23 protein-coding genes are annotated in these 23,527 nt (G+C 63.3%); 11 read left to right on the forward strand and 12 right to left on the reverse strand.

Going from position 1 to position 23,527, the window contains the following annotated elements; genetic code table 11:
- Positions 1-22 precede the first annotated feature (22 nt).
- Genes mrdA through G7016_RS19795 form a run of 5 tightly spaced genes read right to left on the reverse strand, consistent with a single transcriptional unit; the run spans position 23 to position 4,798 of the window.
- Entirely contained in the window at positions 23-1,918 is a 1,896-nt protein-coding gene (gene mrdA / locus G7016_RS19775; RefSeq protein WP_181117429.1) for a penicillin-binding protein 2, read from the reverse strand.
- 20 nt (positions 1,919-1,938) lie between these two features.
- Entirely contained in the window at positions 1,939-2,406 is a 468-nt protein-coding gene (rlmH, locus tag G7016_RS19780) for a 23S rRNA (pseudouridine(1915)-N(3))-methyltransferase RlmH (protein ID WP_181117430.1), read from the reverse strand.
- An 8-nt stretch (positions 2,407-2,414) separates the two neighbouring features.
- On the reverse strand, positions 2,415-2,804 hold the full coding sequence (gene rsfS / locus G7016_RS19785) for a ribosome silencing factor (protein WP_181117431.1): 390 nt from the start codon (positions 2,802-2,804) through the stop codon (positions 2,415-2,417).
- 54 nt (positions 2,805-2,858) lie between these two features.
- Positions 2,859-3,527: a nicotinate-nucleotide adenylyltransferase gene (gene nadD, locus G7016_RS19790; RefSeq protein ID WP_181117432.1), complete on the reverse strand. Its 669-nt coding sequence runs from the start codon at positions 3,525-3,527 to the stop codon at positions 2,859-2,861.
- On the reverse strand, positions 3,524-4,798 hold the full coding sequence (locus tag G7016_RS19795) for a glutamate-5-semialdehyde dehydrogenase (RefSeq protein ID WP_181117433.1): 1,275 nt from the start codon (positions 4,796-4,798) through the stop codon (positions 3,524-3,526). Before G7016_RS19795 ends, nadD begins: the two co-directional genes overlap by 4 nt.
- A 165-nt stretch (positions 4,799-4,963) precedes the next feature.
- On the opposite strand from G7016_RS19795, the gene G7016_RS19800 reads away from it, so the two are divergent.
- Together G7016_RS19800 and G7016_RS19805 are read left to right on the forward strand one after the other, a co-directional pair.
- Entirely contained in the window at positions 4,964-5,641 is a 678-nt protein-coding gene (locus G7016_RS19800; protein WP_181117434.1) for a DNA-3-methyladenine glycosylase, read from the forward strand.
- Between the two features lie 2 nt (positions 5,642-5,643).
- Entirely contained in the window at positions 5,644-6,960 is a 1,317-nt protein-coding gene (locus tag G7016_RS19805; protein ID WP_181117435.1) for a bifunctional DedA family/phosphatase PAP2 family protein, read from the forward strand.
- Between the two features lie 27 nt (positions 6,961-6,987).
- Here the strand turns inward: G7016_RS19805 and G7016_RS19810 are convergent, their stop codons facing one another.
- From G7016_RS19810 to G7016_RS19820, 3 genes are read right to left on the reverse strand one after another with little or no spacing between them, the layout of a single operon-like run.
- On the reverse strand, positions 6,988-7,578 hold the full coding sequence (locus tag G7016_RS19810; RefSeq protein ID WP_181117436.1) for an LON peptidase substrate-binding domain-containing protein: 591 nt from the start codon (positions 7,576-7,578) through the stop codon (positions 6,988-6,990).
- Between the two features lie 11 nt (positions 7,579-7,589).
- A complete protein-coding gene (locus G7016_RS19815) occupies positions 7,590-8,306 on the reverse strand; it encodes an LrgB family protein (RefSeq protein WP_181117437.1) in 717 nt (238 codons plus the stop codon).
- Positions 8,296-8,673 (reverse strand): CidA/LrgA family protein, encoded by a 378-nt coding sequence (locus G7016_RS19820; RefSeq protein WP_181117438.1) that lies wholly within the window; start codon positions 8,671-8,673, stop codon positions 8,296-8,298. Before G7016_RS19820 ends, G7016_RS19815 begins: the two co-directional genes overlap by 11 nt.
- 160 nt (positions 8,674-8,833) lie before the next feature.
- Between G7016_RS19820 and G7016_RS19825 the strand changes: the two genes are divergently transcribed.
- The 3 genes from G7016_RS19825 to G7016_RS19835 all read left to right on the forward strand — a co-directional run bounded on the left by G7016_RS19825 (position 8,834) and on the right by G7016_RS19835 (position 11,759).
- Positions 8,834-9,289: a MaoC family dehydratase gene (locus tag G7016_RS19825; RefSeq protein WP_181117439.1), complete on the forward strand. Its 456-nt coding sequence runs from the start codon at positions 8,834-8,836 to the stop codon at positions 9,287-9,289.
- A gap of 84 nt (positions 9,290-9,373) precedes the next feature.
- On the forward strand, positions 9,374-11,101 hold the full coding sequence (locus G7016_RS19830; RefSeq protein WP_181117440.1) for a C13 family peptidase: 1,728 nt from the start codon (positions 9,374-9,376) through the stop codon (positions 11,099-11,101).
- Between the two features lie 16 nt (positions 11,102-11,117).
- Positions 11,118-11,759 carry an oxidoreductase gene (locus G7016_RS19835; RefSeq protein WP_181117441.1) on the forward strand — a complete coding sequence of 214 codons (642 nt, stop codon included), beginning with the start codon at positions 11,118-11,120 and terminating at the stop codon, positions 11,757-11,759.
- Between the two features lie 12 nt (positions 11,760-11,771).
- Here the strand turns inward: G7016_RS19835 and G7016_RS19840 are convergent, their stop codons facing one another.
- The 4 genes from G7016_RS19840 to G7016_RS19855 form a co-directional block, all read right to left on the reverse strand.
- Positions 11,772-12,056 (reverse strand): YceK/YidQ family lipoprotein, encoded by a 285-nt coding sequence (locus G7016_RS19840; protein WP_181117442.1) that lies wholly within the window; start codon positions 12,054-12,056, stop codon positions 11,772-11,774.
- Positions 12,049-12,678, reverse strand: a complete 630-nt coding sequence (gene ubiX, locus G7016_RS19845) for a flavin prenyltransferase UbiX (RefSeq protein WP_181117443.1) — start codon at positions 12,676-12,678, stop codon at positions 12,049-12,051. Before ubiX ends, G7016_RS19840 begins: the two co-directional genes overlap by 8 nt.
- The gene (gene mpl / locus G7016_RS19850) at positions 12,675-14,024 is read right to left on the reverse strand and encodes a UDP-N-acetylmuramate:L-alanyl-gamma-D-glutamyl-meso-diaminopimelate ligase (protein WP_181117444.1); all 1,350 of its coding nucleotides are present in this window, start codon (positions 14,022-14,024) and stop codon (positions 12,675-12,677) included. Before mpl ends, ubiX begins: the two co-directional genes overlap by 4 nt.
- Before the next feature lie 71 nt (positions 14,025-14,095).
- Positions 14,096-15,994, reverse strand: a complete 1,899-nt coding sequence (locus tag G7016_RS19855; protein ID WP_181117445.1) for a sigma-54-dependent Fis family transcriptional regulator — start codon at positions 15,992-15,994, stop codon at positions 14,096-14,098.
- A 264-nt stretch (positions 15,995-16,258) separates the two neighbouring features.
- Between G7016_RS19855 and exaC the strand changes: the two genes are divergently transcribed.
- The 6 genes from exaC (at position 16,259) to G7016_RS19885 (ending at position 23,520) form a co-directional block, all read left to right on the forward strand.
- Positions 16,259-17,779, forward strand: coding sequence for an acetaldehyde dehydrogenase ExaC (exaC, locus tag G7016_RS19860; RefSeq protein ID WP_181117446.1), 1,521 nt, complete (start codon positions 16,259-16,261; stop codon positions 17,777-17,779).
- A gap of 168 nt (positions 17,780-17,947) precedes the next feature.
- Positions 17,948-18,403, forward strand: a complete 456-nt coding sequence (locus tag G7016_RS19865) for a GNAT family N-acetyltransferase (protein ID WP_181117447.1) — start codon at positions 17,948-17,950, stop codon at positions 18,401-18,403.
- A gap of 66 nt (positions 18,404-18,469) precedes the next feature.
- A complete protein-coding gene (locus tag G7016_RS19870; RefSeq protein ID WP_181117448.1) occupies positions 18,470-19,123 on the forward strand; it encodes a DedA family protein in 654 nt (217 codons plus the stop codon).
- Entirely contained in the window at positions 19,123-19,935 is an 813-nt protein-coding gene (locus G7016_RS19875; RefSeq protein ID WP_181117449.1) for a M90 family metallopeptidase, read from the forward strand. Before G7016_RS19870 ends, G7016_RS19875 begins: the two co-directional genes overlap by 1 nt.
- 126 nt (positions 19,936-20,061) lie before the next feature.
- The gene (gene ppa, locus G7016_RS19880) at positions 20,062-20,589 is read left to right on the forward strand and encodes an inorganic diphosphatase (protein WP_181117450.1); all 528 of its coding nucleotides are present in this window, start codon (positions 20,062-20,064) and stop codon (positions 20,587-20,589) included.
- A gap of 537 nt (positions 20,590-21,126) precedes the next feature.
- Positions 21,127-23,520 carry a membrane-bound PQQ-dependent dehydrogenase, glucose/quinate/shikimate family gene (locus tag G7016_RS19885; RefSeq protein ID WP_181117451.1) on the forward strand — a complete coding sequence of 798 codons (2,394 nt, stop codon included), beginning with the start codon at positions 21,127-21,129 and terminating at the stop codon, positions 23,518-23,520.
- The last annotated feature ends 7 nt before the right edge of the window (positions 23,521-23,527 follow it).

Below are 23,527 nucleotides of genomic sequence, written 5' to 3' on the forward strand. Positions count from 1 at the left end.
GCTGGACAGAATACGGTCGAAATTATTCTTCACGGGCGGTTACCTCAGGTGCCGACGCGCTGGCGTACTGCGGTTTCAGCCGACCGTCCGGGCCCAGCAGCCAGGCGTCCATTACCTGGCGTACCACCGGGGCCGCCACGCCAGAGCCCGACTCGCCATTTTCCACCATCACGGCCACAACGATTTTCGGGTTGTCTGCTGGCGCGAAGCCCACGAACAGTGCGTGGTCGCGATGCCGTTCCTGGAGTTTGTTGCGGTCATAGCGCTCGCCCTGGCGGATCGCGACCACCTGAGCGGTACCGCTCTTGCCGGCGATGCGGTACACCGAGCCTATCGCCGCCTTGCGCGCGGTACCCCGGGCGCCCTGCATTACTTGCTCCATTCCGTGTGTAACGCGTGCCCAGTCGCTCGGGTCCCGCAGTACGATATCGGGCATGGGTGAAGGATCTTTCGGCGGCTGATTCTCGATAGTCCGCGCCAGGTGCGGCCGGTTCCAGCGGCCCTTGTTGGCGATCAACGCGGTCGCCTGGGCAAGTTGCAACGGCGTGGCCTGCATGTAGCCTTGGCCGATCCCCAGAATGAGGGTTTCACCGGGGAACCACGCCTGCCGGCGGGTGATGCGTTTCCATTCACGCGAAGGCATGAGCCCGGGCGATTCTTCGAACATGTCCAGGGAAACCTTTTGGCCTATGCCGAAGCGAGACAAATAGTCGCCCAGGCGGTCGATGCCCAGCTTGTGCGCCAGGTCATAAAAATAGGTGTCGTTGGAGCGCATGATCGCGGTGTCGAGGTCGACGAAGCCGTCACCGCTGCGGTTCCAGTTACGGTACTTGTGGTCATAGTTGGGCAGGGTGTAATAGCCGGGATCGAACACGCGGCTGGAAGGTGTGATCACGCCGCTGTCGAGCCCGGCGATGGCCACCGCAGGCTTGATGGTCGAGCCGGGCGGGTAAAGGCCTCGCAGCACGCGGTTGAACAGCGGGCGGTCGATGGAGTCGCGCAGCTCGGCGTAGGTCTTGAACGGAATGCCAGTGACGAACAGGTTAGGATCGAAACTGGGCTGGCTGACCATGGCGAGCACTTCGCCATTGCTCGGGTCCAGCGCGACGATGGCCCCGCGGCGCCCGCCGAGCGCCGCCTCGGCAGCCTCTTGCAGCTGGATATCCAGCGTGAGCACGATGTCCTTGCCGGGCACGGGGTCGGTGCGCTTGAGCACCCGCAGCACCCGCCCCCGGGCGTTGGTTTCTACCTCTTCATAACCTACCTGCCCATGCAGCTCGGGTTCGTAGAACCGCTCTATACCGGTTTTGCCGATCTGATGGGTGCCGCTGTAATTGACCGGATCGAGCACCTTGAGCTCTTTCTCGTTGATGCGCCCCATGTACCCCACGGAGTGTGCAAAATGCGCCCCCTGGGGATAATGCCGGGTGAGCTGGGCGACTACCTCCACGCCAGGCAGGCGGAACTGGTTCACCGCAATGCGCGCAATCTGCTCTTCGGTCAGTTCCTGCATCACAGGCACCGGCTCGAACGGCCGCCGGCCCTGCCGCATACGCTTCTCGAACAGCGTACGGTCTTCCGGGGTAAGCTCCAGTACTTCCACGATCAGGTCGAGAATGCCTTCCCAATCCCCGGCGCGTTCGCGGGTCACGCTCAGGTTGAAGCTGGGCCGGTTGTTGGCAATGATCACCCCATTACGGTCGTAGATCAGGCCCCGGCTTGGCGGGATCGGCTGTACGTGGACGCGGTTGTTCTCTGACAAGGTGGAGTGGTACTCGTACTGCACCACCTGCAGGAAATACAGCCGCGCCACCAGCACGGCAATCAGCACCACCACCGCTACTGCGCCCACGACCACGCGCCCACGCACAAGGCGGGCGTCTTTTTCGTGGTCCTTGAGGCGGATCGGCTGGGACATCGAAGAGGGCTTTGTAAGGCTTATTTATGGTAGGGATGGCCGGACAATACCGTCCACGCCCGATAGACCTGCTCGCCGATCAGAATGCGCACCAGCGGATGCGGCAGGGTAAGCGCCGACAACGACCAGCGTTGGTCCGCCCTTGCGCACACCTCGGGCGCCAACCCCTCGGGCCCGCCCACCATGAAGTTCACGGTGCGCGCATCCAGGCGCCAGCGGTCCAGTTCGGTAGCCAGCTGCTCGGTGCTCCAGGGCTTGCCGTGCACTTCCAGGGTAACCACGCGTTCGCCAGGCTGAACCTTGGCCAGCATCGCTTCGCCTTCCTGACGGATCAGGCGAGCCACATCGGCATTCTTGCCGCGGGTATTGAGCGGAATTTCCACCAGCTCAAGCGGCAGTTCCGCCGGCAAGCGCCGAGCGTACTCCTGCCATCCCTCTTCCACCCATTTCGGCATGCGCGAGCCGACCGCGATCAGACGCAGACGCACAGCGGTACTTATTCCTGGTCGGCAGCGTGCGGGTCGGGCGCGTGCTGGGCGCGGCTTTGCTCGGCACCTTGCCACAGGCGCTCCAGGTCATAGAACTGGCGGGCTGCCGAAGTCATGACATGCACTACCACATCGCCGAGGTCCAGCAGCACCCAGTCGCTGTCGCCCTTGCCTTCTTCGCTCAACGGCTGAACACCTTGCGCCTTCACCTTTTCCCGGACGTGCTCGACCATGGAATTGACGTGGCGGTTGGAGGTACCGGTCGCGATCAGCATGTAATCGGTAATGCTGGTCTTGTCCTTCACATCGATGCTGAGGATGTCCTGGGCCTTGATGTCTTCCAGCGCGGCGGTCGCCAACTGGACCAGGTCTTCGCTCTTCATTGTGTGCTTCTTCATATAAAACTCATCAACTCGTGTGGTCGGGGCGCGGAGTATTCCGTCGCTGCCCGGTCAATTGGGCGCACGGTACAGCCCGTGCGCCTCGATGTAGGCCAATACCGCGTCTGGCACCAGATAACGAACCGACTTGCCGCTGGCCAGCAGCTGACGGATCTGGGTAGCGGACACCGCCAGGGGTGTCTGCCAGACGAAAGCAATGCTTCCCGCCGGGCCCTTGAGGCCGGATGGGGAGCTGACCGCGCGGGCGCCCAGCAGGTTACGCAAGGCGTCGGGCGGTTCGCTGTCGGCGTCCGGGCGCTGCAACACAATGATGTGGCAGTGCCAGAGCAGCTCCTCCCAGCGGTGCCAGCCCGGTAGCCCGCAAAAGGCATCCCAGCCCACCAGCAGAAACAGCTGATCACCGGTGGCAAGTTCGGCGCGCACGGCTTCCAGGGTTTCGATGGTATAGGACGGCCGCTCACGCAGCAGCTCTCGACCATCCACCTGAAGCGTAGCGACACCCTGCACCGCCTGTTGCACCATGGCCAGCCGTTGCTCGGGGCTGACCTGAGGCCGGCCGCGGTGCGGTGGGCGAGCATTGGGCACCAGCCTCAACTCGCTCAGCACCAGCATGTCGGCCACCTCGAGCGCACTGCGCAGATGGCCGATATGCACCGGATCGAACGTGCCTCCCAGCAACCCGATCCGGCGGGGGCTTGCGCCCTGTGCCTTGTCACTCAATGGGCGTTCGACTCGCCACGCAACTGGCCATCGCCAATCACTACGTATTTTTCGCAGGTGAGCCCTTCGAGGCCAACCGGGCCACGGGCATGCAGCTTATCCGTGGAAATGCCGATTTCTGCGCCAAGGCCATATTCGAAGCCGTCGGCAAAGCAGGTTGGCGCGTTGAGCATGACCGACGCCGAATCCACCTCGGCCATGAACCGGCGGGATTCGCCCTGGTGCTCGGTGACAATGGCATCGGTGTGGTGCGAACCGTAGTGGTTGATATGCTCGATGGCCTGATCCAGCCCGTTGACGACCCGAATTGAAAGAATGGGCGCCAGGTATTCGGTTTGCCAGTCCTGTTCGGTGGCAGGCAGTGCGTCGATCAGGGCGCGGGTACGCTCGCAGCCACGCAGCTCCACACCCTCTTCGCGCAATTGCGCGGCCATGGCCGGGAGAAACGCGGCAGCCACGGTGGCATCCACCAGCAACGTTTCCATCGCGCCACAGATGCCATAACGGTACGTCTTGGCGTTGAAGGCGATGCGCTGCGCTTTGGCCAGGTCGGCGTGGGCAGCAACATACACATGGCAGATGCCGTCCAGGTGCTTGATGACCGGCACACGGGCGTCGCGGCTGATACGCTCGATCAGGCCGCGGCCGCCACGGGGCACGATGATGTCCACGTACTCGGGCATGGTGATGAGCGCGCCGACGGCGGCGCGGTCGGTGGTTTCCACTACCTGCACCACTGCCGCGGGAAGCCCGGCAGCCTCCAGCCCCTGGCTGACGCAAGCGGCGATGGCCCGGTTGGAATGGATGGCTTCGGAGCCGCCGCGCAGAATGGTCGCGTTGCCCGACTTCAGGCACAGGCTGGCGGCATCGATGGTCACGTTGGGGCGGGATTCGTAGATGATCCCCACCACACCCAGCGGCACGCGCATCTTGCCGACCTGTATGCCCGATGGCCGATAGCTCATGTCACGAATGGCGCCGACCGGGTCGGGCAGCGCCGCGACCTGGCGCAACCCGGCGATCATGCCGTCGATGCGGGCCGGCGTGAGCGCGAGGCGATCGACCAGCGCGGGTTCCAGCCCACTGGCACGGGCGGCGTCCAGATCCAGCTGATTGGCCGTGGCCAGCGACTCGCGAGCGGCGTGCAGCGCGTCGGCGGTAGCGAGCAGGGCCTGGTTCTTCTGGCGGGTGCTCGCGCGCGCGATGACCCGCGCAGCGTCGCGCGCGGCGTGCCCGAGGCGTTGCATGTAGTCGAGGACGGGCTCAGTCATGATTCCACGGCTTGGAAAAGAGGAAAGCCGCTGATTATAGCTGCGACGGATAGCGACTAACAGCGGCGCCGGGCAGATGGTTACAAACAACCGCCCTCGGGGCGCTGAAACCTTTCCCACGGGCTTGCTATCATCTGGGTTCATTCCATCGGCCGTATTGGTGATATGCCCTCTCACGCTCCTTTGCCCGACTCATTCTTCGACCGCGATGCACAGCTTGTAGCCCGCGAGCTGCTGGGCAAGGTCATCCGTCATCGCCAGGGCGATCACTGGCTGGCCGCACGCATCATCGAGACCGAGGCTTACTATCAGGCTGAAAAAGGCAGCCATTCCTCCCTGGGCTACACCGAAAGCCGCAGGGCCATGTTTCTCGATGGCGGTCACATTTACATGTACTACGCCCGGGGCGGTGACTCGCTGAACCTCAGTGCCCATGGCCCCGGCAACGCTGTACTGATCAAATCGGGTTTTCCCTGGGTGGATGACATCAGCGATGAAAACGCGCTTGCACGCATGACCCTCAACAATCCCGATGCCAGCGGCCAGCCCCGGCCACCCGAACGGTTATGCGCGGGGCAAACCTTGCTATGCCGGGCCTTGGGGCTGAAGGTTCCCATGTGGAACGCGCGGCGGTTCGATCCTCAGGGCCTTTACGTGGAAGACGTCGGTAACCAGGTACCGGTGGTGGTCCAGACCACGCGCCTGGGAATCCCCCTTGGCCGGGACGAGCATTTGCCCTACCGCTTCGTGGACGCCCAATACGCTCGCTTCTGTACCCGGAACCCGCTGCGGCGGGGGCAAGTCGAAGGTCGCGACTATCAGCTGATTACTCAAGGACACTGACCATGCACGCCTGGCTGGCCGAACTGAACCAATGGCTGGGCGCCAACCCCCAGTGGCTGGGAGCGACGATTTTTATCGTGGCTTGTATCGAATGCCTGGCCGTGGCCGGGCTTATAGTGCCGGGCACTGTCGCGCTGTTCGCAGTCTCGGCGCTGGCCGGGGGTGGCGCGCTCGGCCTGGGTGACACTTTGCTGCTCGGTTACGCCGGCGGGCTGTTGGGGGACGGGTTGTCCTATGCCATCGGCCGTGGCATGCACGAGAACATCCGGCGCTTGCCCGGCCTGCGCAGCCACCCTCAGTGGCTGGGCGGCGCCGAGACGTTCATTCAACGGTACGGCGTGGCGAGCTTGCTGGTAGGCCGCTTCATCGGCCCGTTGCGCCCCATGCTGCCGATGGTCGCGGGCATGCTCGAAATGCCACTGCCGCGGTTCATTCTGGTAAGCCTGGTGGCGGCCGCAGGGTGGTCCGTGGCGTACCTGCTGCCTGGCTGGATGACCGGCGCCGCCGTACGCTTGCCGCTACCGCCGGGCTTCTGGCCGCAGGCGGCGGTGGTAGTGATCGGCCTGCTGGTGCTTATTGGCCTGGCGGTGAACAGCAGCCTGCGTCGGCAGCCCAGCGCCACGGTCGTCACCAGCGCGGCAAGCTTCGTACTCATGCTTTCGGTGTTTTTGGGCTGGCCTTACCTGACTCATTTCGATGAGGGCCTGGTCACGCTGGTGCAGGAGCACCGCAGCGAACTGCTCGACCGTATCGTGGTGGCGGTCACTCGCCTGGGGGATTTCCGCACCCAGCTCTGCGTAGGCGTGCTGCTCACCAGCCTGCTGCTGGTGGCCCGGCACTGGCGGCATGCACTCTTTGCCGGCGGCGTGCTGCTGTGCACGGCGCTGGGCAATGGCACGCTGAAGTGGCTGTTTGCACGCACGCGGCCAGAGGTGCTCAGCACCCCCCTGAGTACCTACAGCATGCCCAGTGGGCACAGCTCCGCGTCGTTTGCGTTCTTCCTGGTACTGGCGGTACTGGCCAGCCGTGGGCAACCGCCGCGCATGCGCCTCACCTGGGTATTGATGGCGTGCATTCCCGCTTTGTCGATCGCATTGTCGCGGGTGTACCTGGGTGCCCACTGGCCGACCGACGTACTGGCGGGCGCCCTGCTGGCGGTGTTCGTGTGCGCCGCAGGGCTGGCCATCACACTACGGGTGCACCGCCTCGAGCCTTTGGGCTGGCGCACCTGGGTGCTGCTGCTGGTGCCATGCCTGCTGCTGTTTGCCTGGTTTACCTGGCATGACCTCGCCAATGCCCTGGCACGCTATGCGTACTGAGCCATTGGCTCGCAAGCGCAGCGCCGGTCACGCCTGAAGGTCACCCTGCATCCGCTCGAGCAGCTCCTGGACCATCGCCAGGCGAATGGTAGGGTCGGTCATCTCAAGCAGGTCGAGCTTGTCCCGTTCGTCGAACGGCAGCAGGTACGCCAGGCGGTTGGCCAGGCCCTGCCGCCCGGTAGGCGTGCCACCGAGGTCCAGCGCAGCCACGAGTGGGTGGTCGGCCAGCGCGGACAATAGCGCGAGCAGGTCTTCGTCCTCTCCCTGCAGCGGCACATCGGGGTGCTCCTGCAGCCAACTCACCTGCGCCAGGATCAATTGGTCCCGCTGCACCTCAACGCTTTCTACCTGAAAGCGGCGTCCGCCTTCGATACGGATGCCCAGCAGGCCGTTGTCCTGGCGCTGGAAGTCCAGCACCCGGGCCTCACAGCCGATTTCAGCATGGGCGCTGGCCGCTTCGCCAACCTCCCTGCCCTCCAGGATGCACACGATGCCAAAGCCTTCGCCTTGCTTCATGCACCGGCCGATCATGTCCAGGTAACGCGCTTCAAAAATCTGCAGGTCGAGCGTACACCCCGGAAACAATACGGTGTTGAGCGGAAATAACGGCAGCGTCATCAGGCTTTCCTCTATACGAACAGGCTAACGGCCAGGGGCAGGAATACCGCCGTGGCCAAACCCATCAAGCTCATGCCCAGCGCGGCGAACCCGCCACAGGTTTCGCCTTCCTGCAGGGCCACCGACGTGCCGACCGCATGGGATGTAAGCCCCAGCGCCATGCCGCGGGCTTCGGGTGCTTCGACCTTCAATAGCCGAAGAATTCCCGGCCCGAAGATCCCGCCGATCACCCCGGTGGTCAGAACGAACACCGCCGCGAGGGCGGGTACCCCGCCAATCTGGTCGGCTACCAGCATTGCGATGGGCGATGTAGCGGACTTCGGCGCCATGGTCATGAGGGTTTCGTGATCCGCCCCGAAGCACCACCCCAGCCATACGCCGGAAGCCGTTGCCACCACGCCACCCACCACAAGCGTGACAAGCGTGGGCCAGAGCAATTGGCGAATGCGCCGCAGATTAAGGAAAAGCGGCACCGCCAGGGCCACAGTGGCCGGGCCCAGCAAGGTGGCGAAGATCTCAGTACCTTGCCGGTACTGGGCATAACTCAAGCCACAGAGCAGCAGCACCGCCACCACCATCACCATGGACAGCAGCACCGGTTGCAGAAACACCAGCCGCGTCCGCTCGTAGAGCGCCATCGCCAGCTGGTAAGCCGCAAGGGTAACGCCCATCCCGAACAAGGGATGGTGGGTGACGGCCGTGGCCGCGCCCTGCCAATCAAGCATCATGGCCAAGGCCTCGCTCAGCGCGTCGCGCCTTGGCCGCGATCAGCCGGTTCATCAGCCAGCCTGTAAGCCCCAGCGAGGCGACGACGGAAATACCAAGCGCGCCGATAATGGCCCAGAAGTGTTGAGCGATCAGCGACGCGTAGACCATTACACCCACGGCCGGCGGCACCAGCAGCAATGGCAGGTAGCGCAGCAGGCTGGAGGCCGCCAGCTCGACCGGCTCCGGTACTTCGCCCTGGTAGATCAGCCACCCCAACAGGCACAACAAGCCAATGACTGGCCCGGGCAGCAAGGGCAGGAACAATTCGTGGATAGCCGTGCCAAACAACTGGAATACGATCAGCCAGGTCAGCCCTCTCAACAACATCGCTCTCTCCGTTATTCGGCAGCCCGTGATTCGGCGGGCATTATAGCCACGGCATCGGGTATTCATGGAGTGGATTGGGCCAGCCTTCGCTTGACCGTGCCAACGACCGCATGATGAGCTGCGGTGGTTGCCAACCCTGTCTTGCCTTCGGGATTCAACCATGCGCTACGTACCCGCCGACCGTCTGGCGGACCATATTGGCCAGGAGCTGGGCTGCTCCGACTGGCTGACTATCGACCAGGCCCGGATCGATCTGTTCGCCGAAGCAACGGGCGACCACCAGTTCATCCACACCGACCCCGTCCGCGCCGCCGCTACCCCCTTCGGCACCACGATCGCCCACGGCTTTCTCACCCTGTCGCTGATCCCGCATCTGCTGGAGGGCATCATGGTGCTGCCGGAAGGCCTGAAGATGGTCGTCAACTATGGGCTTGAAGCGGTGCGCTTCATGCAGCCGGTGCCGGTGAATTCCCGCGTGCGCTTGCGCCTTGCGCTGGTAGAGGCCAGCGAGAAGCGACCGGGCCAATGGCTGCTACGCGCCCGGGCCACGCTGGAGATCGAAGGCCAGGAGAAGCCTGCGTATGTAGCCGAGCCGCTTTCCCTGTGTTTCGTCTGAGCAGGCGCGTGTAAGGGCGGCTAAGGCTATATGCGACAACGGCTTGTGCGGCATACTCGGCGCTTCGATTGCCCGGACCCTGTCATGCGCTCACTCGTTCCACTTGCCCTGTGCCTGTTCCTTGCCGCTTGCGGCGAAGGTAAACCGCTGCTGCCTGCCGACGCCCGCCTGCCCGACGGCGGGCAATACCGGGGGGATGTTGTGGATGGTGTGCTTCAGGGCCAGGGCCGGGTGGATTACCCCAACGGCAGCTGGTACGCCGGCACCTTCAAGGATGGCCAGTGGAACGGCGCCGGTGAATGGCATGGGCCGAACGGTGAAATCTATCGCGGCGAATTCAGCCAAGGGTTGTTCGATGGCCAAGGCACACTGACCACGGGCGCAACCACGTATACAGGCGCCTTCAAGCGGGGCAAGCGCGAAGGTGAAGGATTTTTGAAAGAGCCGGGGCGTAGCTACCGCGGCGGCTTCCTGAATGACCAGTATGCCGGCGCAGGCCATCTCGACCTGGATGATGGCAGCACCTATCAGGGCGATTTCGAACGTGGCCAGCCCAATGGTGAAGGTGTGCGTACCGACGCCGACGGTAACCAGTTCAGCGGGCACTTCGTGGACGGCCAACTGGAAGGGCACGGCACCTTCAGCAACGGCGACGGGGACCAGTACATCGGCGACTTTCACCATGGGCGCCTAGAGGGCCGTGGCCGTTATGAAACCCAGGCAGGGGATGTGTGGATCGGCCAGTTCAAGGAGGGTGCACCCAACGGGCCGGGGGATCTCTTCGCCAACGACGGTAGCCATTACCAGGGCGAGTTTGCCGACTGGCACTTCCATGGCGAGGGCCAGCTGGCTTCCGCGGACGGCAGCCTCTACACCGGGGGCTTCGTCAATGACGCCTATCAAGGCAAGGGCATTTTGGTGCTCGCGAACGGCAACCGCCAGGAAGGCTACTGGCTGGAAGGCCGGCGCGTACGTGATGAGCATGACCGTGCCCTGCCCGACCCGCTGGAACAAGGAATGCTCGCCCAGGGCGGCCTGCTGGAACGTGCCCTCGCGCGGGTGCCGAACTCCAGCCCCACCGTTGAGCTCTATAGTTTGACGGTGGGCGGCGATGGGGAACAAAGCGTGTTCATGCGGGAAGCGGATTATGTGCATGACCTGCTGGCCAGCCGCTTTGGCGCGGTAGGTGGATTAACGCTTGTGAACCACCGGGACCACATGGTGGACCGGGTGATGGCCACCCGGGAAACCTTGGCCCGTGCAGTGCAAACCATTGCCCAACGCAGCGGCCCGGAAGACCTGGTGTTCATTTACCTCACCAGCCACGGCACGCCGGAGCATGAGTTGGTGCTGGAGCAACCCCGGCTGCAACTGGGTGACCTTTCTGCCCAGGACCTCGCCGTGTTGATGGCCCCTTTGAAAGACAGGGACAAGATCGTCGTGGTGTCTGCCTGTTATTCCGGGGGGTTCATTGAGCCGCTGAAAAACGAGCACACCTTGGTGATCACCGCCTCCCGGCCAGACCGAGTGTCCTTCGGCTGTTCCGAGGAGGCCGATTTCACCTACTTCGGCGATGCGTTGTTCGCCCAGGCCTTGACCGAAACCGATGACCTGCAAGCGGCTTTCGATCAGGCCAGCGCCATCGTGGCGCAACGCGAGCAGGCCGAGAATTTCGAACCCTCGGAGCCCCAGATGTGGGCGCCCAAGGGCGTTCTGACCCACTGGCACCGGTTACGCCAGCAACAGGCCAGCGCCGCGCTTCATAGCGGCGCCGACCATGGCACGCCATCGCAACCGGCCGCCAGCCACTGATAGCGCAGGAGGCACCATGTACCTCACACCGCAAAATATCCTTATGGCGGGTGCCACCGGCCTTACGGGTGAGCATTTGCTGGATCGGCTATTGAACGAGCCAACGGTGAGCCGGGTACTGGCGCCAACCCGTCGCCCGCTGGCAGAGCATGCCCGGCTGGAGAACCCGGTGGGCGAACTGGGCGCTTTGCTACCTACCCTTGAAGGGCCGGTGGATATCGCGTTCTCGTGCCTGGGCACGACCATCAAGCAAGCGGGCTCGCAGGAAGCGTTCCGAGCGATTGATCACGACCTTGTGATCGCATTCGCTCAGCGGGCCCGTGAGCTCGGCGCCCGCCACCTGCTGGTGGTTAGCGCCATCGATGCGGACCCAACGTCGTCCGTGTTCTACAGCCGCGTGAAGGGTGAGCTGGAGCTGGCGCTCAGAGAGCAGGACTGGCCACAACTGACCTTGGCACGCCCTTCGATCCTGATCGGCAACCGTAGCGAACCCCGCCTGGCGGAACAGATCGCCGCCCCGCTCTCCCGGCTTATTCCGGGTAAATACCATGGGATCGAAGCCTGCCACCTGGCCCGCGCCCTGTGGCGGCTGGCGCTGGAGGAAGACAACGGCGTTCGGGTGGTGGAATCGGACGAGCTGCGCAAGCTGGGCCGATAGGCGGGGGCGAGGTTACAGCCCGCCCTGGGCCTGGTAGCCGATCCCTAGCGTTGCCAGCAGAGAAAACGGCAACAGCACTGTATCCAGCAGGGCGCTGGCGGGCAAATCAGCGGCAGGCCAGGCCGGCGGCTCCGTGCCAAAGCGGTCCATTGCGCAGCAGCCGCCGTTCAGTGCATACAGGTCCAGTCGCGTACCGGCATACACCAACGGCGCGCCGGGCTTGGCGGCGTCCAGGGTCTTGACGCTGGCGCAACCGGTGGCCAGCGCCAGCATCAATAACAGCCAGGTTTTATTCATCATTGCCCACGTGGTACTCGCCCCAGCGTGGGAGCATGTCCTGGGGGATGTCCAGCAGGTTGAGAATGCGCGCCACCACGAAGTCCACCAAGTCATCGATGGTCTGCGGCTGATGATAAAAGCCTGGAGAAGCCGGCACGATGATCGCGCCGATCCGGGACAGTTTGAGCATGTTTTCCAAGTGCAGCGTGGAATACGGTGCTTCGCGAGGCACCAGGATCAACGGGCGGCGTTCCTTCAGGGTAACGTCTGCGGCGCGTTCGATCAGGTTGTTGCAGGCGCCGGTGGCGATGGCCGACAGCGTGCCGGTAGAGCATGGCACCACCACCATGGCGCCGGGCGCTCCGGAGCCAGACGCTACCGGGGCCATCCAGTCTTCCTTGCCGTAAACCTTCACCTGGCCAGCACTGGCACCGGTGTATTCGGTAAGGAATGCCTGCATCGCCTGGGGCTTGGCCGGCAGGGTAACGTCTGTTTCCGTGGCGAGTACCAACTGCGCCGCTTTGGAAATCAGGAAATGCACCTCGCGATCTTCGCGCACCAGGCAATCCAGCAGCCGCAGGCCGTATTGGGCGCCTGACGCGCCGGTCATTGCCAGGGTAATACGTTCCGGGCCACTCATTTCAACGCCTCAGCCAGTTTGCCATGAAGGCCGCCGAAACCGCCGTTGCTCATGATCACCACATGCGTGCCGGGCGTGGCCTGGGCTTTTACCTGAGCGATGATCGCGTCGAGGTTATCGGCTACGGTGCTCGATACCGTGCACTGGGCCGCGGTAGCCGCCAGGTCCCAACCCAGGTTTGGCGGCGCATACCAGATCACTTGGTCCGCCTGAGCGACACTGGCTGGCAGCCCGTCGCGGTGAGCACCCAGCTTCATGGAATTGGAGCGCGGCTCGACGATGGCAATGACGGGGGCGGACCCTACGCGCTTGCGCAAACCGTCCAAGGTAGTAGCAATGGCGGTGGGATGGTGGGCGAAGTCGTCATACACCGTAATACCCTTTACTTCGGCCACAACTTCCATGCGGCGCTTCACGTTGCGGAAACGGGACAGCGCTTCAATCCCCAGCGCCGGTACCACGCCTACGTGCCGCGCTGCCGCCAGGCATGCCAGGGCGTTGGCCACGTTATGCTGCCCGGTGAGCGGCCATTCCACCACGCCTTCGGCGTTTCCATCGAACATTACTTCAAACCGGGAGCCGTCCTCGGCCAATAGCCGGGCCTGCCATTGCCCGCCGTCGCCGGTGGTTTGCACCGGTGTCCAGCAGCCCATTTCCACCACGCGTGCCAACGCCGTTTCGCTCCGTGGATGGATGATCAGCCCCTCGCCTGGAATAGTCCGCACCAAGTGATGAAACTGCCGCTCGATCGCTGCCAGGTCAGGGAAGATGTCAGCATGATCGAATTCAAGATTGTTCAGGATGGCGGTACGAGGGCGGTAGTGAACGAACTTGGAGCGCTTGTCGAAGAACGCGCTGTCATATTCGTCCGCCTCTACGACGAAAAAGGGCGTGTCGCCCAGCCGCGCGGACACCTCGAAATTCTGCGGAATGCCGCCGATCAGGAACCCTGGCGCCATGCCTGCATGCTCCAGCACCCATGCGAGCATGCTGCTTGTGGTGGTTTTGCCGTGAGTGCCCGCGACCGCGAGCACCCACCGCCCTTGCAGCACGTGATCGGCCAGCCATTGCGGCCCGGAGACGTACGGCAAGCCTTTGTTCAGCACATATTCCACGGCAGGGTTGCCGCGCGACAACGCGTTGCCGATCACCACCAGGTCTGGGGCTGGGTCCAACTGAGCGGGGTCATACCCTTGGGTCAGCTCGATGCCCTGGGCTTGAAGCTGCGTGCTCATGGGTGGGTATACATTGGCGTCGGAGCCGGTTACCCGGTGCCCCGATTCCTTGGCGAGAACCGCCAGCGAGCCCATGAAAGTACCGCAGATGCCAAGAATGTGGATATGCATGATCGACCTCGAAAAACGTCGAGGCAGGGTAGCCCAGGCCAAGAAGAATTTCACCCGCGGCGAAGCGGGTATCAGTGATCCCGGGCCAAGCCGTGACGGCGCATCTTGCGATACAGCGTGTTGCGGCTGAGGCCAAGCGCCTCGGCGGTACGGGTCACATGCCATTGTTGCACCTTGAGCGCTGTCAGCAGGGCCTCCCGCTCGGCGTCGGCCAATGGCGCCGCTGCCACGCTCGGTTCACGCCTGAACTCTACAGGCAGTGCTTGGAGGTCGATCACCCCGCCGTCCGCCAAGGCAGCCAGCGTTCGCAACACTGTTCGCAATTGCCGTACGTTGCCCGGCCAGGAATGGGCGAGCAGGCATGCGCGAGCGTCGGCGCTCAGCCAGATATCGCCATCCGGCGCTTCCACCGCCAGCAAGTGATCGAGCAGTTGCGATTTGTCGGTACGGTCGCGCAGGGGCGGCAAATCAATGGTCAGGCCGGCCAACCGGTAATAGAGGTCTTCACGGAAGGTACCTTCCCTTACACGCTCCAGCAGGTTCCGATGGCTTGCGCTGATGATGCACACATCCAGTGCCTCTGGCTCACCGCCGATGGGCTCCACTTCTCTGGCTTCCAGCACCCGCAACAAGCGGGTCTGCAGGCCAAGCGGCATGTCGCCGATTTCGTCCAGCAACAGGGTGCCGCCGTGTGCCTGCCGTAACTTGCCCCGCTGCCCCTCCTTGCTCGCGCCGGTGAAACTGCCGGGGCGATAGCCGAACAGCTCGCTCTCGATCAAACCTTCGGGAATGGATGCACAATTGAGCGCCACGAACGGCTGGCTGGCACGGCTGCTCGCCGAGTGTACAGCCCTTGCGAAGGCCTCTTTGCCCGAGCCTGTTTCGCCGCTGAGCAGCAGCGGCACGTCGCGCTCCACAACCCGGCAGGCCCGGCGAAACGCCTCGGCAAGGGCAGGGTCTTCGAGGCAAGGGCCAGCCTGGGCAGGCATGGCGGCCCTGGCGTTCACAGCCGGCGCGCGCGCCGATGTCGCCCTTGATAGCGGGGCGGGCGCGCCGGAGACAGACGCGAACAACGCCCTGCCGTCGCGGCAGCGTAATGGCCAGGTTGCCGAAGTGGCGTGTCGGGAGCGGTCGAAGAAAGCCGCCTCTGTGCAGTCGAACAATTCGTGCAGCGTTCGCCCTTTTAGCCCGGCCTGCCCAAGCAGCTTTATCGCGCTCTGGTTCGCCGCCCTTATCCGGCCGTCTTCGCCAAACGCTAGTAGCCCATCCGAAAATGCACCGGCCGGCCCCGGTCGCACTTGCAACCGCAGCAGCCACTGGTTTTGGTATTGGCGCAGGAAGTAGGCGTTCTCGATGCTCCGCGCCGTAAGGTTTACCAAGGCTACGGTGTGAAACTGGCTCTGCCGACTGCCATCGGCCACCGCAGAAACGTCCAGCACCGCCAGCAACTCGCCACTGGGATCGAACACCGGGCTGGCAGAGCAGGTAAGCCCGGTGTGGCGGCTGCGGAAGTGTTCGTTACCGTGGATGGTCAAGGGCTGGCGTTCCACCAGGCAGGTACCGATGCCATTGGTGCCTTCGCAGGCCTCACTCCAATCCGCACCCAGCCACAAGCCAGCCTGCTCGAATACCCGACGCTCCGGGCTAGCCGTCACACAGCTGAGGATCACACCACTGGCATCGGTGAGTAACACCGCGTGCCCGGCGCCCCCGAGTTGCCGGTGCAGGTCATTCATCTCACCGTCTGCCACGCCAAGCACCTGCCGAAGGCGCTCGCGACCGTCGAGCACACGGCTGTGCTCTACTACGCAAGGCGCGGCCAGGGTGGCAGGGTCCAGCTTGTAGTCATCCAGGCAGCGCAACCACGAACGGGTGACCGCCAACTCGGCGGCCGGCCCCGGTGACTGGGCCAGGCTTCGGGCAGCGCTGATGACGTGCCGCACATGGCGGTTGGATGGATCGCTGTGCATTGTTGTTGTACTCCCTTGCCGGGGGAGCATCAGCATCCTCCAGCCCTGCCGGCAATGCAACGCCGCAGCCAATGCGCGCCTCGGGTGTATCGAATATGGCACAACGTTGTCACCTGGCCGTGTCACAACCAGTACAACCGCTGCGCTGCGAAGGCTGGAAACCCCTGAAACAGGCGGCCACAGCGCAGTGGCGCGGGCTTTGCTCTACGCTCTACAGACGCTAACGCGCGTGTTCCGCAAACAATAAAAGCCCAGGAGACACCCATGCGATATGCACACCCCGGCACCGAAGGCGCCACCGTTTCCTACAAGGAACGCTATGGCAACTACATTGGTGGCCGTTTCGTAGAACCGGTGAAAGGGCAGTACTTCACCAATACCTCCCCGATCAATGGCCAGCCCATTGCCGAGTTCCCTCGCTCAACCGCCGAAGACATCAACAAGGCGTTGGACGCTGCACATGCGGCAGCTGACGATTGGGGCCGCACCTCGGCACAGGCGCGCTCGCTGGTGCTGCTGAAGATTGCCGACCGCATCGAGCAGAATCTCGAACTGCTGGCCATTACCGAAACCTGGGACAACGGCAAGGCCATTCGCGAAACGCTGAATGCTGATATCCCGCTGGCGGCGGACCACTTCCGCTACTTCGCCGGGGCCTTGCGCGCCCAGGAAGGCAGCGCGGCCGAGATCGACGGCAATACCGTGGCTTATCACATCCATGAGCCCCTGGGCGTGGTTGGCCAGATCATCCCTTGGAACTTCCCGATCCTGATGGCTGCGTGGAAGCTGGCCCCTGCGCTGGCGGCAGGCAACTGCGTGGTGCTCAAGCCCGCCGAGCAGACCCCGCTGGGCATCTCGGTGCTGCTGGAAGTGATCGGCGACCTGCTGCCACCGGGCGTGCTCAACGTTGTGCAAGGCTATGGCAAGGAAGCGGGTGAGGCCCTGGCCACCAGCAAGCGTATCGCCAAGATTGCGTTCACCGGGTCTACACCGGTGGGTTCGCACATCATGAAGTGTGCGGCGGAGAACATCATCCCCAGCACCGTAGAGCTGGGCGGCAAATCGCCGAACATTTTCTTCGAAGACATCATGCAGGCCGAGCCTTCGTTCATCGAAAAAGCTGCCGAAGGTGTGGTACTGGCGTTCTTCAACCAAGGCGAGGTGTGCACCTGCCCTTCCCGCGTGCTGGTTCAGGAGTCGATCTATGGCGCCTTCATGCAAGAGGTGATGAAGAAGGTCGAGCAGATCAAGCGTGGCGACCCACTGGACACCGACACCATGATCGGCGCCCAGGCTTCGCAACAGCAGTTCGACAAAATCCTTTCCTATCTGCAGATCGCCAAGGACGAAGGCGCCGAGCTGCTGGCCGGTGGCCAGGTGGAAAAGCTCGAGGGCGACCTGTCCACGGGCTATTACATCCAGCCTACCCTGCTCAAAGGCAACAACCGCATGCGGGTGTTCCAGGAGGAAATCTTCGGGCCGGTGGTCAGCGTGACCACCTTCAAGGATGAGGCCGAAGCGCTGGCGATCGCCAACGATACCGAGTTCGGCCTGGGCGCCGGGGTATGGACCCGCGATATCAACCGCGCCTATCGCATGGGCCGGGGCATCAAGGCCGGCCGCGTGTGGACCAACTGCTACCACCTCTATCCCGCGCATGCGGCGTTCGGTGGCTACAAGAAGTCCGGCGTAGGCCGCGAAACCCACAAGATGATGCTCGACCACTACCAGCAAACCAAGAACCTGTTGGTGAGCTACGACATCAACCCGCTCGGCTTCTTCTGACTACCCTCTGGCGGGCGCCTTCCCGGGCGCCTGCCGTCTGTTTCCTGCCAGGTGGGCTTGCCCTTCGCCCACGGTGCGCTATCTATTGCTCATTGCCCGATTGCCACGGTGCTTCGCCGTACCTGCCATTGCCCTGCGTTTCTGCGCAACCTGACCGACGAGGCACTGATGCATATCATCCAAGCCACACTGGACCACCTGGACCTGATCGCCCCGTTGTTCGTGAAATATCGGGAGTTTTACGGGGAGCTGTCGTTCCCAGAGGCTTCCCGAACGTTTCTGGAGAAGCGACTGCGGCGCAAGGAGTCGGTGATTTTCCTCGCATTCCCAGACGCTGACAGTCAACGTTTGCTGGGCTTTTGCCAGCTTTATCCCAGCTTTTCCTCGCTTGCGTTGAAGCGCGTGTGGATACTCAACGACATCTACGTGGCAGAAGATGCGCGACGTATGTTGGTGGCGGATAACCTCATGCGCACGGCCAGGAAGCTGGCCCGCGACAGCAATTCGGTCCGTATGCGCGTGTCCAGCAGTGTGAACAATGAAGTGGCGCACCGGGTGTACGAATCCATCGGGTTTGTCGAAGACCACGAGTTCAAGAACTATGTGTTGCCGATCACCGACTGAACATCGGTGGTAATCGCCCGTATAATGGCCGCTTTTGCCCTGCCGGGCCGCACACAGGTGGCGTATATGGACTTCAACCCGCTGGACCTCATTCTTCACCTGGACGTGTACCTGAACCAGCTGGTGACCCAGTACGGAAGCTGGATCTACCTTATTCTGTTCGCCGTGATTTTCTGCGAAACCGGGCTGGTAGTGCTGCCGTTCCTGCCGGGCGACTCGTTGCTGTTCATTGCGGGTGCCGTAGCGGCCGGTGGCGGCATGGACCCTGTAATGCTCGCCGGGCTATTGATGGCGGCGGCGATCCTGGGTGACAGCACCAACTATGTGGTAGGCCGTACGATTGGCGAAAGGCTGTTCGCCAATCCGCATTCTCGTGTATTCCGCCGGGATTACCTGCTGCGCACTCAAGCGTTCTACGACCGCCACGGCGGCAAAACCGTCACCCTGGCGCGCTTCCTGCCCATCATCCGCACCTTCGCCCCGTTCGTGGCAGGCGTGGCTCATATGCCCTACCTGCGCTTCGTGGCCTTCAGCGTGGCCGGTACCGTGGCCTGGGTGGGCGGGCTGATCACCTTGGGTTACTTCTTCGGCAACGTTCCGTTCATCAAGCAGAACCTCACCCTGATGGTGCTGTTCATTGTGGGGCTGTCGTTGCTGCCGATGATCATCGGCTTGGTGCGTGCCCGCACAGGCGGCGCGGCGAAGGCTGCCAGCCGCTGATGTGGAGCTGGCAGGCCTGGAAACGCCAACGCACCTTGCATCGGTATGCGATCAGCGAGGCTCAGTGGGCCGCTGTACGCGAGGCCCTGCCAATACTCGATGGCATCAGCCCGGAAGACGACCACACGCTGCGCGAGCGTAGCCTGCTGTTCCTCGCCGACAAAACCCTGACCACCCTCCCCGGCCTTGAGCTGACCGACCACGACTGCCTGCTGCTTGCCGCCCAGGCGCAGCTGCCGCTGCTTGGGCTGGACGAGCTGGGCTGGTACAACGGCTTTCACGAAATCGTGCTGTACCCGGACGACTTTCGCAGCCCACAGCGCCATCGCGACGCCAGCGGGATCGAACATGAATGGGACGCCGAGCACAGTGGCGAGGCGTGGCAGCAAGGCCCGGTCATTCTTGCCTGGCCCGGCGTGAGCTCCAGCGGTGGGTGGGACGGCTACAACCTGGTGATTCACGAGCTGGCACACAAGCTGGACATGCTCAACGGCGACGCCAACGGCCTGCCTCCACTGCACCGGGGCATGCAGGTGAAGGACTGGGCCGAGGCCATGCAGCACGCTTTCGATGACCTCAATGCCCAGCTGGATGCGGACGACAACGCCGAAACCGCCATTGACCCGTACGCAGCGGAAAACCCGGCGGAATTCTTTGCCGTTGCCAGCGAATATTTCTTCAGCGCGCCCGACCTGCTGGTAGCCGCTTACCCTGAGGTTTACCAGCAACTCCAGGCGTTCTACCGGCAAGATCCCCTGCATCGCCTGCACGCGTCGCAAGCATTGCCGACCGCTGCCGAACCGCTTGCCTGAGGGCCGTGCAACCGACCGCTCGCATGGCGGTCCTACCGTGGCGCCGTATTCGCGATATGCCTATAATCCCGCCACTTTTGCCAAAAACTGGCCTCAACGATCCGACTGTTAACGGGAGCACTATTGATGAGCTACAGCAAGATCCCAGCCGGCAAGGACCTGCCGAACGACATTCATGTCGTTATCGAGATCCCGGCCAACCATGCGCCGATCAAATACGAAGTGGACAAGGACAGCGACGCGCTCTTCGTTGACCGCTTTGTCGCTACCCCGATGTTCTACCCGGCCAACTACGGCTACATCCCCAACACCCTGGCGGACGATGGTGATCCCCTGGACGTGCTGGTAGTGACCCCGTACCCGGTTGTGCCTGGCTCGGTCATTCGTGCCCGCCCGGTTGGCGTGCTGATGATGGACGACGAAGGTGGCGGCGATGCCAAGGTCCTGGCCGTGCCTCACGACAAGCTGAGCGCGCTGTACAAGGACGTGAAGGAATACACCGATCTGCCGCCGCTGCTGCTGCAACAGATCCAGCACTTCTTCGAGAACTACAAGGCTCTGGAGCCTGGCAAGTGGGTAAAACTCAAGGAGTGGGGCAACGCTGACGCTGCCCGCGCCGAAATCACCAAATCCGTAGCTGCTTACAAAGAGTAAGTACGTGGTTGAGTGAAACGAAGCCCTGGCCTTGCGCCGGGGCTTTTTCATTCGGGGTGTCCGAATCCGCCGCCCTGTTGGGCGGGTCGCCGCCAAGGCGTGCTGCTACAGTGTTCGACGTGTTCTTGTGGCAGGCCATGGCCGCGGCAGCTTTTTTGCAACCGCTGGCCCGATTACCCCTACCCAACCCCCGCCTGCGCCGCTACCATGGCGCCACTTCGGTACCAGCCTTCGGGCCAATACCCGGCGAGCCAGCTACCCGCCAGCCCGCCTGCTATTGCTTGATGCAACAGCACCCTACCTTTTGCAGATAGGTACGGCCTACCAAAAATAGGCCAGACTTATCGACGAGAAGCCGGCCACAAGCCGGCTTTTTAATGTTCGCAATTCGGCCTCTGGAACGCTTCCTACAGCATTGGCGTTGCCCAGCCCCGGGGATTCACTTCACTAGCTTCAGCTCCCCATTAAGCAACCGCTCAGAACCTTCCCGCTCGCAGGCGCCTCCAACCCTCACGCCTTTGACCGGAGCCGTCTGCCATGCGCATCCACGCCGCCCCTCCTCCGCGCATTACTGCTGCGTTATTTATCCTGTTTGGTTTGTTGATGCTCGGGGCGGGGGGCTGGTTGGCGGCGCTGGGGGGCTCCTGGTATTACGCGCTTGCCGGAACCGGCCTCGCGGCCAGTGGCGGGCTGCTGTGGCGTGGCCGGCGGCTGGGTGTGCGGTTGTATGGCGCGCTATGGCTGCTTACGGTTATCTGGGCCTTCTGGGAGGTAGGGCTGGATGTCTGGGGGTTGCTCCCCAGGGTACTGGTACCGACCTTGTTGGGCTTATACCTGTTGCTGCCTTTCGTTCAGCGCGGGCTCGACCGCAGCGGGCCGGTGAGCAACCGTCGTTACGTTTGGGTACCGCTATGTGGCGTGGCGCTGGTGGCGGCGCTTGTGGCCTACAAACCTTCAGAGCCGGCCGCCAGAGGCTTGCCTGAGGTAATGGCGGGCTTCACCGGCACGAGCCAGGAGGGCCAGGACTGGCGCTACTACGGCGGCACGCCGACGGGGGATCGCTGGTCACCGCTGGGGCAGATCACCCCCGCCAATGTAGATAACTTGCAGCTGGCCTGGAGCTTCCGGACAGGCGACCTGCCCAGGCAAGGCGAGAACAGCCATGGGTATGAATTCAATTTCGAAGTCACGCCGCTCAAGGTGGGGGATAGCCTCTACCTCTGCACGCCGCATCGGGAAGTCATCGCGCTCGATGCCGTGACAGGGGCGCAGCGCTGGCGTTTCACGCCGCAGAACGACACCTCCAACAATGCCTACCTGGCCTGCCGCGGCGTTGCCTATTACCAGGCGCCGGCCGGCACCCCTTGCCCGCAACGGATCATTTCTACGACCGCGGATGCCCGGCTGTTCGCGCTGGATGCCACCACTGGTGCGCTGTGCGAAGGCTTTGGTGATCACGGCTTCGTGAACCTTCGAGCGCATCTCGGGGACGTCCCCAAGGGCTTCCACTTCATCACCTCGCCGCCGCTGGTGGCGAAGGGCAAATTGCTACTTGGCGGCTGGATCTACGACGGCCAGAAAACCAACGAACCGTCTGGCGCGGTGAGAGCGTTCGACCCTGTCACCGGCGAGCTGCTTTGGGCCTGGGATGTGGGCCGGCCGGACGAAGCGGTGCAGCACCCGTCGGCGGACGAACAGTTCACGCTCGGCACGCCCAACGCCTGGGGCGTATATACCGCAGACGTGGAACATGGGCTGGTGTACCTGCCCACGGGTAACGCCGTGCCGGATTACTATGGGGCCAAGCGGCGGCCTTTCGATGAGCGCTACTCCAGTTCCGTAGTGGCTGTGGACATCGATACCGGCGCACCGCGCTGGCACTTCCAGACGCTGCACCATGACTTGTGGGATATGGACGTGCCTATCGGCCCTTCCCTGCTGGACATTCCCGGTGCTGGAGGTGAACCCATTCCCGCGTTGGTGCAAACCACGAAACGTGGCGAGCTGTTTGTACTCAACCGCCTCACTGGCGAGCCGATCGTTCCGGTTGAGGAGCGCCCAGCGCCTCAGGGTGGACTACCGGATGATCCAACCGCACCCACACAACCCTACTCGGCAGGCTTGCCGAGCTTTGCGCCGCCCCCGGTGCATGAGCAGGATGCGTGGGGTATCACCCCAGTGGACCAACTGCTGTGCCGGCTGGACTTCAAGCGGCTGAACTACCAAGGCGCGTTCACGCCCTTCTCCCTAGAGCGTAAAACCCTGGTGTACCCGGCGTTCGACGGGGTGATCGACTGGCACGGCGCGAGTGTGGACCCACAGCGGCAGCGCCTGTACGCGAACCTGAGCTACATCCCGTTCACGGCCAAGGTAGTACCCCGCGAACAGGCGGAAGCCGATGGCACCGTTGACCCGTGGAACGGCGTGGGCCAACCGCCTCGCCCCAAAGAGTTCGCGGTGAACCCGCAATACGGCACACCTTATGTAGTCACTGTGGAACCCTGGCTGGGCGTATTGGGCGCGCCATGCAAAGCGCCGCCATGGGGGCAACTGGCTTCGATCGATCTGAAAACCCGCCAGTTGTTGTGGCGGCGCGACGTGGGCACTACCCGGGACATGGGCCTGTTCAAGACCCATTTCAACCTGCCGCTGTCCACGGGCATCTTCAACATCGGCGGCAACCTGAACACCGCCAGCGGCCTGGTGTTCATGGGTGCCACCGCCGATGACTACCTGCGGGCATTCGAAGCGGGCAGCGGCCGTGAGCTGTGGCGCCAGCGCCTGCCTGCGGGTGGCCAGGCCACGCCCATGACCTATCAAGGCGCCGATGGCCGGCAATACGTGGTGATTGCGGCCGGTGGGCACGGTGGGCTGGGTACGCGGGCCGGGGATTACATCATGGCCTACGCGCTGCCGAAGACATCGCAATGATGCCTTC

Source organism: Pseudomonas japonica (assembly GCF_013522925.1).
Lineage (GTDB): Bacteria > Pseudomonadota > Gammaproteobacteria > Pseudomonadales > Pseudomonadaceae > Aquipseudomonas > Aquipseudomonas japonica_A.

Bases quoted from the DNA above. Each gene is read 5' to 3' on its own strand.
- G7016_RS19795 (WP_181117433.1), bottom strand. From the start codon at position 4,798: ATGACTGAGCCCGTCCTCGACTACATGCAACGCCTCGGGCACGCCGCG.
- ubiX (WP_181117443.1), bottom strand. From the start codon at position 12,678: ATGAGTGGCCCGGAACGTATTACCCTGGCAATGACCGGCGCGTCAGGC.
- G7016_RS19875 (WP_181117449.1), top strand. From the start codon at position 19,123: ATGTGGAGCTGGCAGGCCTGGAAACGCCAACGCACCTTGCATCGGTAT.
- G7016_RS19820 (WP_181117438.1), bottom strand. From the start codon at position 8,673: ATGTTGTTGAGAGGGCTGACCTGGCTGATCGTATTCCAGTTGTTTGGC.
- G7016_RS19865 (WP_181117447.1), top strand. From the start codon at position 17,948: ATGCATATCATCCAAGCCACACTGGACCACCTGGACCTGATCGCCCCG.
- G7016_RS19835 (WP_181117441.1), top strand. From the start codon at position 11,118: ATGTACCTCACACCGCAAAATATCCTTATGGCGGGTGCCACCGGCCTT.
- exaC (WP_181117446.1), top strand. From the start codon at position 16,259: ATGCGATATGCACACCCCGGCACCGAAGGCGCCACCGTTTCCTACAAG.
- rsfS (WP_181117431.1), bottom strand. From the start codon at position 2,804: ATGAAGAAGCACACAATGAAGAGCGAAGACCTGGTCCAGTTGGCGACC.
- G7016_RS19810 (WP_181117436.1), bottom strand. From the start codon at position 7,578: ATGACGCTGCCGTTATTTCCGCTCAACACCGTATTGTTTCCGGGGTGT.
- G7016_RS19870 (WP_181117448.1), top strand. From the start codon at position 18,470: ATGGACTTCAACCCGCTGGACCTCATTCTTCACCTGGACGTGTACCTG.
- G7016_RS19885 (WP_181117451.1), top strand. From the start codon at position 21,127: ATGCGCATCCACGCCGCCCCTCCTCCGCGCATTACTGCTGCGTTATTT.
- G7016_RS19830 (WP_181117440.1), top strand. From the start codon at position 9,374: ATGCGCTCACTCGTTCCACTTGCCCTGTGCCTGTTCCTTGCCGCTTGC.
- mpl (WP_181117444.1), bottom strand. From the start codon at position 14,024: ATGCATATCCACATTCTTGGCATCTGCGGTACTTTCATGGGCTCGCTG.
- G7016_RS19855 (WP_181117445.1), bottom strand. From the start codon at position 15,994: ATGCACAGCGATCCATCCAACCGCCATGTGCGGCACGTCATCAGCGCT.
- G7016_RS19815 (WP_181117437.1), bottom strand. From the start codon at position 8,306: ATGATGCTTGATTGGCAGGGCGCGGCCACGGCCGTCACCCACCATCCC.
- G7016_RS19800 (WP_181117434.1), top strand. From the start codon at position 4,964: ATGCCCTCTCACGCTCCTTTGCCCGACTCATTCTTCGACCGCGATGCA.
- mrdA (WP_181117429.1), bottom strand. From the start codon at position 1,918: ATGTCCCAGCCGATCCGCCTCAAGGACCACGAAAAAGACGCCCGCCTT.
- G7016_RS19805 (WP_181117435.1), top strand. From the start codon at position 5,644: ATGCACGCCTGGCTGGCCGAACTGAACCAATGGCTGGGCGCCAACCCC.
- ppa (WP_181117450.1), top strand. From the start codon at position 20,062: ATGAGCTACAGCAAGATCCCAGCCGGCAAGGACCTGCCGAACGACATT.
- G7016_RS19840 (WP_181117442.1), bottom strand. From the start codon at position 12,056: ATGAATAAAACCTGGCTGTTATTGATGCTGGCGCTGGCCACCGGTTGC.
- G7016_RS19825 (WP_181117439.1), top strand. From the start codon at position 8,834: ATGCGCTACGTACCCGCCGACCGTCTGGCGGACCATATTGGCCAGGAG.